Below are 12,879 nucleotides of genomic sequence, written 5' to 3' on the forward strand. Positions count from 1 at the left end.
TAGAGACAAAGAATTAGGAAAGAATTTAGCATGACAACTCAAACTACAATTAATAACGAAAAGCTATCTCCGTGGCCTTGGCAGATTGAAGGGAGCACTACCCATTTCGATAACGCAGCAATGTCGACAATATTAAAAGACTTAAGCCTTGCTTGTTACGTAGTGAACCACCCAGAAAAAGGCTTAGGTGTAAGCCAACAAGCTGAGATTGCATCGGGCGATTCAGCAAGCTCTGCGAACAGCCAACCTGTCAGCGCCTTTGCTCCAGCTCTTGGTACACAAAGCCTAGGCGACGAAGATTTTCGTCGCTGTCATGGCGTGAAATACGCTTACTATGCTGGCGCAATGGCAAATGGCATTTCATCTGAAGAGTTGGTGATTGCTCTTGGTCAAGCTGGCATTCTTTGTTCATTTGGCGCGGCGGGCTTAATCCCGTCTCGCGTTGAGCAAGCGATCAACCGCATTCAAGCTGCACTACCAAACGGTCCTTACGCGTTTAACTTGATTCACAGCCCAAGCGAACCAGCGCTAGAGCGCGGCAGTGTAGATCTGTTTTTGAAGCACAAAGTGAAAACGGTTGAGGCTTCTGCTTTCTTAGGTCTAACACCGCAAATCGTTCACTACCGTGCAGCGGGCCTTAGCCGCGATGCACAAGGTGAGATTCAGATTGGCAACAAGGTTATTGCTAAGGTAAGCCGTACTGAAGTAGCAAGTAAGTTCATGCAACCAGCTCCAGCTAAAATGCTGCAAGCTTTACTTAATGAAGGCCGAATCACAGCAGAACAGATGGAACTAGCACAGCTGGTTCCTATGGCTGATGACATTACCGCAGAGGCCGATTCTGGTGGTCACACCGATAATCGTCCGCTAGTAACCCTACTGCCAACGATTCTTGCACTGAAAGAGCAAATCCAAGCTCAGTACCAATTCAAAACACCGCTGCGTGTCGGTTGTGGTGGTGGCGTAGGTACGCCTGACGCTGCTCTAGCGACGTTTAACATGGGCGCGGCTTACATTGTTACCGGTTCAATCAACCAAGCGTGTGTTGAGGCTGGCGCGAGCGAACACACACGTAAGCTACTTTCGACAACCGAAATGGCTGACGTGACGATGGCTCCGGCGGCCGACATGTTCGAAATGGGCGTGAAACTGCAAGTGGTTAAGCGCGGCACCTTGTTCCCAATGCGTGCCAACAAGCTTTATGAGCTATACACTCGCTACGACTCAATTGAAGCGATTCCAGTAGAAGAGCGTCTGAAGTTAGAGAAGCAAGTATTCCGTTCAACACTGGATGATATTTGGGCTGGCACTGTGGCTCACTTTAACGAACGCGACCCGAAACAGATCGAACGTGCTGAAGGCAACCCGAAACGTAAAATGGCGTTGATTTTCCGCTGGTACTTGGGTCTTTCTAGCCGTTGGTCAAACACAGGTGAACAAGGCCGTGAAATGGATTATCAAGTATGGGCTGGCCCTGCACTTGGCGCATTCAACGCATGGGCAAAAGACAGCTACCTAGATGATTACCAACAACGTAATGCAGTAGACCTAGCCAAGCACCTGATGCACGGTGCGGCTTACTTAGCACGTGTTAACCTGCTGACTTCGCAAGGTATCAAGCTTGATCCAGAACTTGCACGCTGGAAGCCGACTCAGAGAATGGCGTAGGTAACTCATAACTTAGATTAGCTAGGCTCAACAAATAAAAAAAGCGACCACTTAGGTCGCTTTTTCTTTGGACGTTCTTATCTCAACTAGATAGACAATTAAGACTTCTGCATACGCTTTTTCAAACGCGCTAAATCAATCGCGCTTGAACGAACCGTTAATTTAATATGTTCGTAGTCGTACTCTTCTTTAACCACACTCATGTTTGAGCGAATCTCACCGATGATGCCTTGTCCAGAATAAGGGATAGTGATCTCTTCTTCGATCATGCCTTCTTCAGCAACACCAACGATGTACTTGTGTAGTTTAGTGATATCTAACGGATCACGAGTCGACGTTAGCATCGCATCTGGGAATTCTTCGATCAGCTCTAACTGCTGTTCTTCCGTCAATCTATCGCACTTATTCAGCACCAATAGTTTTTCGCTACCTTCAACGCCCACTTGTGCCAATACGTCGTGTACCACATCAAGTTGTGCGCGGAATGAAACGTCAGAAGCATCAACGACATAAAGCAGCAATGAAGCATCATGCGCTTCTGCTAGTGTAGAGTGGAACGAAGCAACCAAATCGTGTGGCAGTTTCTTGATGAAACCTACTGTATCTGAAACCAGAATACGCGGCTGAGTAATTGGTTGAAGCGCACGAACCGTGGTGTCTAGCGTTGCGAACAGTTTATCTTCACCCACCACTTCGGTTGAGGTCATTGCACGCATCATCGAAGACTTACCGGCATTGGTGTAGCCAACTAAAGCAACAGTGAAAAGCTCCGCGCGCCTTGTGCGTCGGGTCTTCATTTCATCTTGTACGCTTACTAGCTCACGCTTAAGCGCAGCAATTTGGTCACGTACGTTACGACGGTCTAGCTCTAGTGAAGTTTCACCAGCGCCCTGACCCATCTGGCGCTCTTTGTCACCCTCAGCCGTTTCACGAAGTCGTGGCACTAAATAGTTTAGACGAGCGATATCAACTTGCAGACGAGCAGTACGAGTACGAGCGTGGCGACTGAAGATCTCAATGATGATGCCTGTACGGTCAAAAACTTCGACACCTAGGTGAGATTCGACATTACGCAGTTGAGACGGGCTCAAATCACAGTCGAATACCACAACATCAGCAGCGCCGTATTGAAAGTCGCCCGTTGGAAGATCATCAAAATCTAGCTCGTCGATTTCTGAATCAAACAGACCAGATTCATCAAGGAAGTCTTCATCTTCTGCTTCTTCAATCGAACCTTGGTAGCCGGTTAGGTGTGCAATTTCCGCAAGCTTACCAGCACCCAACACGTTTTGTCGTTGAGTTGAACTGTGGTGCTGCGATTGAGTACCGACCACTTTAAACCCTAGGGTTGTTACTAAGCGAGCAAGTTCGGCAAGAGACTCTTTTGCTTCGTCACCTTTGAAGTCCGGTGTCGTAATAGAAATAAGTAAAGCGTTACTAGCTGAGGGTTTTGCTGTTAGTTTCATGTATTCTTCTGTTTATGCACCAAAGTGCAACCTAGTATTTGATCTAAAGTTGAGTTGATCCTACGCGTTTCTACGTCAGCTTTATATAGCCACATCACACTAAATATCAGCTTTGATGATAATTAACTGTCTACTCGATGATTATTCACAATAAAAAACGACCCATCAGGTCGCTTTTTATTGCCTACAACGGCATTTGTTACACCTACTTAAACTATCAACACTGTCAAACGAATTAATTACTCACTGCAATAGGGTCAGGAGATCCATCGGGATCATTATTCACGGCTCCATCCAAAGAGAATGAGCCTCCGGTGGCTAATAGTACTCCACAAAAGTGAGGAGCCGCCATTGAGGTACCATTGTAAGAAACTGTTCCTCCTCCGGCTTTGGTCGATAACACATCAACTCCCGGTTGAGCGTAATCTACATCAGAACCATAATTGGAAAAGTAAGCGAAGTTATCGCTAGTTTCACCAAATGCGGAGATAGTAAATATATTCGTGCCGTTGGTGCTAGCAGGCGTAAAACCACTGGCATCCTGGCCTGAATTACCCGCTGCAATTGAGAAAAATATCCCTTTTGCTGCCGCTGTTTTAATTGCACTATCCAAGGCTGCCGAATATCCCGAGCCTCCCAAGCTCATATTGGCACAGTCACCAGAGGCGCCATAGCGTGCAACATGATCAACACCTGCAATCACGCCCGACATTGAACCACTACCACTGTTATCTAACACTCGTACGGGAATGACCTGTACACCGGGGGCAACGCCAACGACATCAAAACCGTCATCATAAGCCCCAATGGTACCTGCTACATGCGTACCGTGCCCATTACCATCATTAGTGTTATTTTTCTTACCGCGAGTAAAATTTGCCCCTCGGGATTTATTTACATTTAAATCTGGGTGGTCGCTGTCAATACCCGAGTCTATCACCCAAGCAACGACGGAGGCACCACTCATATCACCAGTACCACCGTTAACTCTGGTGATCCCCCAAGGGATCTGTTGTGGGTCTCGCTCAACACTATCTCCGCCTCGATCAGGTTTGCCCCCTCGAGGTAAAGCGTGCATGACGATATCAGGCTCAATATAATCAATCTCGGGGAACTTATTTTTAAGGCCTTTGAGAGCTTGCTCTGGGACCTTAAGAGAAAATCCTTTCAAGGCGTGGCTATATTGATGCCCCACCACACCGTGTCCTTTGGCAACTTCACGCGCGATATCACTCGCCCGAGACTCCGATGTACTCTCTTTAAGAACAACAATATAACTGTCTCTCAAATCATGATTAACAACAGCAGATACAGGAAAGGAAAGAAGAGCAAGTAACATTGCTCCTGCAAACATTTGGACTCTCATTACAGATATCCTTCTTCCAAAAATTAATACCTCATAAAGCATAGTCGTTACTGAGCTTTTTATCATCAACATGACAATTAGTCTGTCCTGATACAAAAACACCCCATCCAACGATGAGGTGTTTGGTAAAACTAACTTGCTAGCAACACTTAGAAATCAATTCTCGCTTCTGTCTGAGCATCAAAGAATACCGCCTTTGATAAGTCAAAATGCAGTGGTGCCATTTGACCAACCGATACCTCAAATTCCGGTGACAAACGACACGCGACTTCTTGGTCATTCACTTTGACCATTGCAATAGTATCTGGCCCTGTCGGTTCCAATACCTCCAGTTGTAAGTCTAGCTTCGTGGTTGCCGACACATCATCACCTTCTTGCTCAGTAATGTGTTCTGGACGCAACCCAATCACCAACTCTTTGCCATCTTGGTCGCGCATACTCTGTGGCAAACGAATGTGGTGTTCTTGATCTGCCGTGCCAACCACCTTGATAATCGGATTCTGTTCCTCATCCAAATCCACCATGGTTTTAATGAAGTTCATTGACGGTGACCCCATAAAGCCAGCCACAAACATGTTATTTGGCTTAGTGTAGATCTCTTGTGGTGTGCCAAGTTGCTGCAGTTCACCATCTTTCATTACTGCGATGCGATCCGCTAGTGTCATTGCTTCGATCTGATCATGGGTTACATAAACAATCGTGGTGTTGAGCTTCTGGTGCAGACGTTTAATCTGATGACGCATCTCAACACGTAGCTTGGCATCCAAGTTAGAAAGCGGCTCATCAAACAGATACAGCTTCGGACGACGAGCCAGAGCGCGGCCCATCGCGACACGTTGACGCTGGCCACCAGAAAGCTGCGATGGTTTACGATCAAGTAACTGTTCGATTTGCAGCATTTCAGCAACTCGATTGACTTCAGCATCGATCTCTTCCTGAGGCATCTTACGAATCTTCAAACCGAAAGCGATATTGCCGCGTACCGTCATGTTTGGATAAAGTGCGTATGATTGGAATACCATCGCGATGTCGCGGTCTTTAGGTTCAACCTGCGCCACGTCAACACCATCAATCACAATCTCACCTGAGCTAATATTCTCTAGCCCAGCGATGGTGTTCATTAGGGTGGATTTTCCACACCCCGAAGGGCCGACAAGTATCAAAAATTCCCCCGAATCGATACTGATGTCGATGCCCTTTAACGTTTCGTTGTCCGCGTTGCGATAGGTTTTACGGATCTGTTTTAAATCTAATGTTGCCATGGGTAATTATCCTTTTACTGATCCTGCCGTTAGGCCACGAACAAAATATTTTCCTGCGAAGACGTACACCAACAGTGTTGGTAGTGCGGCGATAATCGCGGCAGCCATGTCGACGTTATATTCTTTAACGCCTGTGCTGGTGTTGACTAGATTGTTTAATGCCACGGTGATCGGCTGAGTTTCTGAACCTGAGTAAACCACCCCGAACAAGAAATCATTCCAGATTGCGGTGAACTGCCAGATCACCGTCACCATGATAATTGGCGTTGAGATCGGTAATAAGATCTTGAAGAAGATGGTAAAGAAACCTGCACCATCAAGTTTTGCCGCTTTGATCAATTCATCAGGAATCGAGATATAGAAGTTACGGAAAAACAGAGTGGTAAACGCCATGCCATAGATAACGTGCACAATCACCAAGCCAATCGTGGTGTTCGCTAACCCCATCTTGCCAAGCATGGTTGCCATTGGCAGCAGCACTACTTGGAATGGAATGAAGCAGCCAAAGAGCAACAAGCTAAAGAACAGGTTTGAGCCTCTAAATTGCCATTTCGTTACCACATAGCCATTGAATGCACCCAACAATGTTGAAATCGCTACCGCAGGAATCACCATTTGGAACGAGTTCCAGAAGTAGCCTTTAATGCCTTCGCACTTCACACCAGTACAAGCGGTGTCCCACGCTTTATACCAAGCATCAAACACCCACTCTTTCGGCAAACTCATCAGGTTACCCGCCTTGATATCAGGCAGAGTTTTGAATGAGGTCAGTACCATTACGAACAGTGGCATTAGGTAAACTAAACAGAAGAAAAGCAGTGCTGAATAGATAAACATTCGAGCAAAATTGATGTTATTCATCATGACTTTTTCTCCCTAAGTTCAGAGTAAAGGTAAGGCACGAGAATCGCTAAAATACCGGCAAGCATCATCATGGCACTGGCAGCACCAAGACCAATTTGCCCACGTGTAAATGAGTGTGCGTACATGAATAGCGCAGGAAGATCCGATGAATAACCCGGGCCACCCGCTGTCATTGCGGTCACAAGGTCAAAGCTCTTAATCGCAATGTGTGACGTGATGATCACCGCGCTGAAAACCACAGGGCGCAAGCAAGGTAGAATGATTTTGAGATAGATGGTAGGTAAGCTTGCACCGTCAATTTGAGCTGCTTTGATGATTGATGAATCGATACCACGCAGACCCGCTAAGAACATCGCCATCACGAAGCCTGAAGACTGCCACAGTGCCGCGATAACTAAGGTATACACCGACATTTCCGAGTCGACTAACCAATCAAATTTGAAGTCAGTAAATCCCCAATCTTGCATCAACTTTTCAATGCCAAGACCCGGATTAAGAATCCATTTCCACGCCGTACCTGTCACGATAAATGACAACGCCATTGGGTAGAGATAGATAGTACGAATTGCCCCTTCTTGGCGGATATTCTGGTCAAGCAATACAGCTAAACCAACACCAAGCAAGATGGCAATAACCATGAATAGAAAGCCAAACACACCGAGGTTGGTGATTGAGGTGATCCAGCGATCGTTATCCATCAGCTTTTCATATTGGGTTAACCCAACGAAGTTAAAGCTCGGCAGAAATCGAGAGTTAGTGAACGACAACGCTGCCGTCCAAAAAATGTAGCCGTAGATACACACCACGGTCACTAACGCGGTCGGCGCCAGTACAATTTTAGGTAACCAATGTTGCAACCTGTCAGCAAAACTCGGTTTCGGTGCAGGCTGGCTCCTTGTCGGTTTTGGAGTCGACTCAGTCAAAACATGCTCCATAACTTATCCTTGTTGCACAATCGAGCCAATGGCTTACCTCTCGGCACCACATCAGCATCACGCATATCAGAATTGGGAGTGAAGAGCAGATAGGCTCCCTACGAGCCTACCCACCCTGGGGGTTTGGTGTTAAACCAATTGAGATTAGATAGCCGCTTTCACTGCTTTTGCTAACTTAGCTGCCGCTTGTTTCGGATCGGCATCTTTCTCATTGAAGAAGTTGGTCACTACGTCATAGATCGCGCCTTGAGCGTAGCTTGTTGTCGCTAGGCCGTGAGCCATACTCGGAACAAGATCGCCAGATTCAGCACTCGCTTTGAAGGTTGCCATTGAGTCCAACGCACATTGGTCAAACTTAGACATGTCCATATCTAGACGTACAGGGATAGAACCTTTGTTAAGGTTGAAGACTTCTTGGAAATCTTTAGTAAGAATGGTTTTCGCTAGATCTTGCTGCGCTTTTTGGTTCTCTTTATCGCTTAACTCAAAGAACGCAAAGCTATCGATGTTGAAGGTAAATTGGCCGTCAGTACCCGGAGCTGGGGCACAGATGTAATCTTTACCCGGCACTTTACCTGCCGCAGTAAACTCACCTTTCGCCCAGTCACCCATGATTTGCATCGCGGCTTCGCCATTGATAACCATTGAAGTTGCGACGTTCCAATCACGACCTGGCGAATTGCTGTCGATGTAGTCACGCATCTTTTTGAACTTGGTGAACACTTCCACCATCTTGTCGCCCGATAATACGTCCATATCAAGATCAACGAACGCTTTGTTGTAATCTTCACTGCCTAGTACATCGAGAGCCACCGCTTCGAATACGGTTGCGTCTTGCCAAGGTTGACCACCGTGAGCCAGTGGAATGAAGCCAGCCGCTTTAATCTTGTCTGCAGCAACGAAGAACTCATCTAACGTAGTTGGAACCGTCACGCCTGATTTTTCTAAAACAACAGGGTTCGCCCATAGCCAGTTAACACGGTGAACGTTGACAGGAACCGCCACATATTCGCCGTCCCACTTCATGACTTTGGTCACCACCTCTGGCAGTAACTCATCCCATTGTTCTTGTTTAGCAGTCGCATCGAGAGACGTTAGAAAACCTAAACCACCCCACTCTTGAATATCATGACCTTTAATCTGTGCCGCAGATGGAGGATTGCCCGATACTGCTCGCGTTTTCAAAACAGTCATCGCACTTTCACCGCCGCCACCAGCAACAGCAAAATCTTTCCAAGTATGGCCTTGCTCTTCAATCATCTCTTTCAGTACCGCTGCGGATTTCGCTTCGCCACCGGCAGTCCACCAGTGAAGCACTTCCACTTCACCAGCTTGAGAAAATGTTGAGGCAGCAAGAAGAGATAGAGTAAGTAGGGTTTTATTGATTTTCATTATTATCTTCCATGTTTTAGCGGACTCGACGTCCGGTTCAATAAAGAGTCTACTTATTCTGATTGATAAGATTGAAACAAAAGGTAAGCCCCATGTAACACAATTGTTACATTACACTTCTAGGCCTGTGGGGATATAGACTTTGGCTTCTAAGCCGCCTTGAGAGGAGTTGCGAATAATGAGATCTCCGCCGTGTCCGTGCAGGATATTTCGGCAGATCCCGAGGCCAAGTCCGTGTCCTTGGTCATCGGTTGCAAGCCTAAAGTAAGGTTCAAAGACCATCTCTAGTTTGTCTTCTGGAATGCCATTACCACGGTCTTGAATAGTCACGACCACCCAAAGTTCATCACCACTAACTTCCACTACGGCAGATGAACCATATTTCACTGCGTTGTCGATTAAGTTGGTCAGTACACGCTTAATCGCCAGTGGTTTCGCAACCAATGGCTCAATGACGACCGGCTCGAACTCTACCTTTGTCTGATATTGATTATGAGATTCAATCACAGAGAGCACCATTTCATTGAGGTCAATAATGGCATTATTCTCGTGTAGGTCGGTGTCTCTTACGGCTTGTAACGCACCTTTGACCATCATTTCTAGCTCGTCCAAGTCTTTATTGAACTTATCTTTCTTTACTTCACTCTCCAACAATTCAGCCCGCAATCTAAGACGTGTTATTGGTGTCTTTAAGTCATGAGAAATAGCTGAGAAGAGGTGTTCTCTATCGGCCACATAGCGACGGATGCGCTGCTGCATCCGATTAAAAGCCCGAGTCGCTGTGACCAGTTCAGTTGCCCCTTCTTCGTTAAGCGGAGGCTGCTGAATATCCATGCTCATCTCATTAGCAGCTCTTGCTAACTTTTTAAGTGGGCGTACTTGGCGGCGAATCATTAAGTAGGTCAACACCAATAGAATGAGTGTTGAAGAGAGCAAGAAGATCACCTGTTCACGGCCAAGAATAGTGTCATCCAGTTTTACGTAAGGTGCAGGCAACAGTGCGGCAATGTACACCCATTCATGACTGGCTAATTCAATCTGCACAACCAGAATAGGCGGATTAAGAGGTTCTAAGGTTAATGTGTGATGGGCCCACGATCGAGGGAGATCACTTAAGTAGATGTCGTTTTTAAGTAATCGAAGGTGCTCTGGACGAGAAAAATCGACGCGTACCGATTCCACTTTATTGAGCTTGCTACTCAACACACTTTCTATGGCTTCTATCGAGGCCGTTTTCAAGCGGGTATCGGGGATCGGTTCAACAATCAAAGCCTCTTTATTAAAAGAGACGAAGAAACGCGTCCCGCCCATATTTCGAATTTGGTCTAATACGATATGACGATATTTAACGGGCAGAGACTGGAAGAAAGTCACCGTTGAAGCAAACATGTTCGCCATACTCGATGAGGCAGAACGAATCCCTTCCAGCTCTTTGTGTTTTGATTCGCTATACCATATAGACGTTGCGATGCCCTGAGCTATTACCACCGCCAACAAGGTTAATAATAAGGTTCGAGCAACCAAGGAATTTGGCTTTAAACTTCTCAACCACTTCATACGGACTTCTTACTCAGTGCTCATAATGCACAGGCACAGCCAGAATGTAGCCGTTGCCGCGCATGGTTTTGATGTAGTGAGGATATTTACCACTGTCACCCAATCGACTTCTCAGGCGGCTAAGCTGCACATCAATGCCACGTTCAAAAGGCAATGCTTCACGGCCTCTGGTGGCGAAAGAGATGGTATCTCGGTCTAACACTTCATTAGGGCGAGTTAGAAATAGCATTAACAGTGAGAAATCACTGCCCGACAAGTCCATCTCTTCTGAGCTTTCATTGTGGGAAATTCGATGCGCGAGCGTATCGAGCGTCCAATCACCAAAAATGATCTGCTTTGGCAGTGCATCATTGGGTTTGTCATCGACGACTTGAACACGGCGTAACAAGGCTTTGATACGCGCCATTAGCTGACGAGGGCTAAATGGCTTGGCGATGTAGTCATCTGCACCAATTTCTAAGCCGATGATCTGGTCGGTTTCATCCGATACCGCAGTCAGCATGATAATAGGCACATTCGATTGTTTGCGGACGCGTTGACACAAGGTAAAACCGTCATCACCGGGCAGCATCACATCAAGAAGAATCAGGTCAGGATAGCCTTGGCTTTGCAGGTGAGTTTCGAGTTCAACACCGTCTCCAACTGAGGAGACATCGAAACCCGATTTTGTGAGGTACTCTTCCAGCAGCTCGCGGATTTCTTGATCATCATCCACCACGAGAATTCGAGTATTTGTTGGCATCGCCCAAACCTATTAAATTTACAACTTATTCACATAGTGTATAGGCTGGCCGATTATTTGATTATTGACATGTTTGTAAAGTTAGACGAACAAACAGATAAAGATCACATCTTAGTGACCTCTACCTGTACTTAGCGACTCAAAGAATCATGAGGGGGTTAAGAAGAACAGCTGATTTCCATGGCTTTGCCCCACTCAGGCGGCAAGGCAGCAAGATGTTCGTAGTCAGGATGTTCCGCATAAGGGTCTGCCAGCACCACCATAAGTGCATCAATATCGCTGCTATCACCGCGCTCAGCTTTATCTATCGCAAGCTGGGCTAGGTAGTTTCTGAGGATGTATTTCGGGTTTACTTGTCTCATCTTTTCACAACGCTCGGCAACTGAACTCTCTTCCAATTCACAGCGTTGCAAGTAGTTATCCAACCATAGCTTTGCTGCATCTCGGTCGATAATCAAATCAATTACGTCTTGCGGCGGCAATGTATCTAGGTTCGACAGTGTTCTAAAGAACCTTGGGTAATCGACTTTGTTTTGCGACATCAGCTCGAACAACGATTCAAACAAGCGACTGTCACCTTCGTGTTTCGAAAGCAATCCTAACTTACGACGCATCAACTGGCTGAAGTAACCATTCATTTGCGGCTCGTACTGTTCTAACGCAGCCTCTAAATCGGCTTTATCCACCAGCGGCGAAAGAGAATGAGCCAGTGCCGATAAATTCCATAATCCAATTCTAGGCTGTTGATTAAAGGCATAACGACCTTGGTAGTCGGAGTGATTACAGATCAATCTTGGATCATATTCATCTAAGAAGGCGAACGGGCCATAATCGAAGGTTTGGCCGATGATCGACATGTTATCGGTGTTCATTACTCCGTGAGCAAAGCCATTCGCTTGCCACAATGCGACCATCTCTGCAGTGCGATCAACAATCTCATTAAACATGGCTGCGTAGGGTTTTTCTTCATCGAGACATTCAGGGAAATGCCACTCAATAACTTTATCAGCCAGTAACTTATGCTCAGCTAATTGATTGGTATAAAAAAGATGTTCAAAGTGGCCAAATCGAATGTGAGATTCTGCAGCACGCACCAGTAATGCGCCCCACTCTTGTTTCTCTCGGTAAACAGGCGTGTCACTTGTCATCATGGCTAATGCACGTGTGGTTGGGATATTAAGCCCTGCCATTGCTTCGCTACACAGATACTCACGCACAGTTGAACGAATAACCGCACGGCCATCGCCCATACGCGAATAGGGTGTTTTGCCCGCACCTTTAAGGTGTAAGTCGAACGTTTCACCGCTTTTAGCGACAACTTGCGCCAAAAGCAACCCTCTTCCATCACCTAAATCAGGGTTATAAGAGCCAAACTGATGGCCTGCGTATTTCATTGCTACTGGCGAGAATTGATCAGGTTCAACATTGCCCGACAACGTCTCAAGCAATTCCTCTGAGGCATCATCAAATGACGGAAAGCCCAGTTCATCCGCAAGGTTATGGTTCCATGCGAGCCATTGAACATTGCTGAGCGGTGTAGGTTGAATTGGGGTATAGAACAGTCGAGGTAATGCAGTAAATCGATTGTTAAATGAAATAGAATCCCAGACAGACATGAGAGGCACAC

At 46.4% G+C, this 12,879-nt stretch carries 10 protein-coding genes; 1 reads left to right on the forward strand and 9 read right to left on the reverse strand.

Annotation, left to right across the window (positions count from 1 at the left end):
* Positions 1–30 precede the first annotated feature (30 nt).
* Entirely contained in the window at positions 31–1,668 is a 1,638-nt protein-coding gene (gene pfaD / locus AB8613_RS04035) for an eicosapentaenoate synthase subunit PfaD (protein ID WP_372384537.1), read from the forward strand.
* A 98-nt stretch (positions 1,669–1,766) separates the two neighbouring features.
* Here pfaD and hflX read toward each other — a convergent pair whose 3' ends face one another.
* From hflX to AB8613_RS04080, 9 genes are all read right to left on the reverse strand, one after another.
* Positions 1,767–3,134 (reverse strand): GTPase HflX, encoded by a 1,368-nt coding sequence (gene hflX, locus AB8613_RS04040; RefSeq protein WP_372384538.1) that lies wholly within the window; start codon positions 3,132–3,134, stop codon positions 1,767–1,769.
* Between the two features lie 235 nt (positions 3,135–3,369).
* Positions 3,370–4,509: a S8 family serine peptidase gene (locus tag AB8613_RS04045; RefSeq protein WP_372384797.1), complete on the reverse strand. Its 1,140-nt coding sequence runs from the start codon at positions 4,507–4,509 to the stop codon at positions 3,370–3,372.
* Positions 4,510–4,649: 140 nt separating this feature from the next.
* Positions 4,650–5,762 (reverse strand): ABC transporter ATP-binding protein, encoded by a 1,113-nt coding sequence (locus AB8613_RS04050; protein ID WP_060983551.1) that lies wholly within the window; start codon positions 5,760–5,762, stop codon positions 4,650–4,652.
* 6 nt (positions 5,763–5,768) lie between these two features.
* Positions 5,769–6,626: a carbohydrate ABC transporter permease gene (locus tag AB8613_RS04055; RefSeq protein WP_048661487.1), complete on the reverse strand. Its 858-nt coding sequence runs from the start codon at positions 6,624–6,626 to the stop codon at positions 5,769–5,771.
* A complete protein-coding gene (locus tag AB8613_RS04060) occupies positions 6,623–7,561 on the reverse strand; it encodes a carbohydrate ABC transporter permease (RefSeq protein WP_285953343.1) in 939 nt (312 codons plus the stop codon). The genes AB8613_RS04055 and AB8613_RS04060 overlap by 4 nt, the downstream gene beginning before the upstream one ends.
* Before the next feature lie 144 nt (positions 7,562–7,705).
* A complete protein-coding gene (locus tag AB8613_RS04065; protein ID WP_004736057.1) occupies positions 7,706–8,953 on the reverse strand; it encodes an ABC transporter substrate-binding protein in 1,248 nt (415 codons plus the stop codon).
* 111 nt (positions 8,954–9,064) lie between these two features.
* A complete protein-coding gene (locus tag AB8613_RS04070) occupies positions 9,065–10,510 on the reverse strand; it encodes an ATP-binding protein (RefSeq protein WP_146491699.1) in 1,446 nt (481 codons plus the stop codon).
* 13 nt (positions 10,511–10,523) lie between these two features.
* A complete protein-coding gene (locus AB8613_RS04075; protein ID WP_060468185.1) occupies positions 10,524–11,252 on the reverse strand; it encodes a response regulator in 729 nt (242 codons plus the stop codon).
* 158 nt (positions 11,253–11,410) lie between these two features.
* A complete protein-coding gene (locus tag AB8613_RS04080; RefSeq protein WP_372384539.1) occupies positions 11,411–12,868 on the reverse strand; it encodes a protein adenylyltransferase SelO in 1,458 nt (485 codons plus the stop codon).
* Positions 12,869–12,879 lie beyond the last annotated feature (11 nt).

Source organism: Vibrio sp. BS-M-Sm-2 (assembly GCF_041504345.1).
Lineage (GTDB): Bacteria > Pseudomonadota > Gammaproteobacteria > Enterobacterales > Vibrionaceae > Vibrio > Vibrio satsumensis.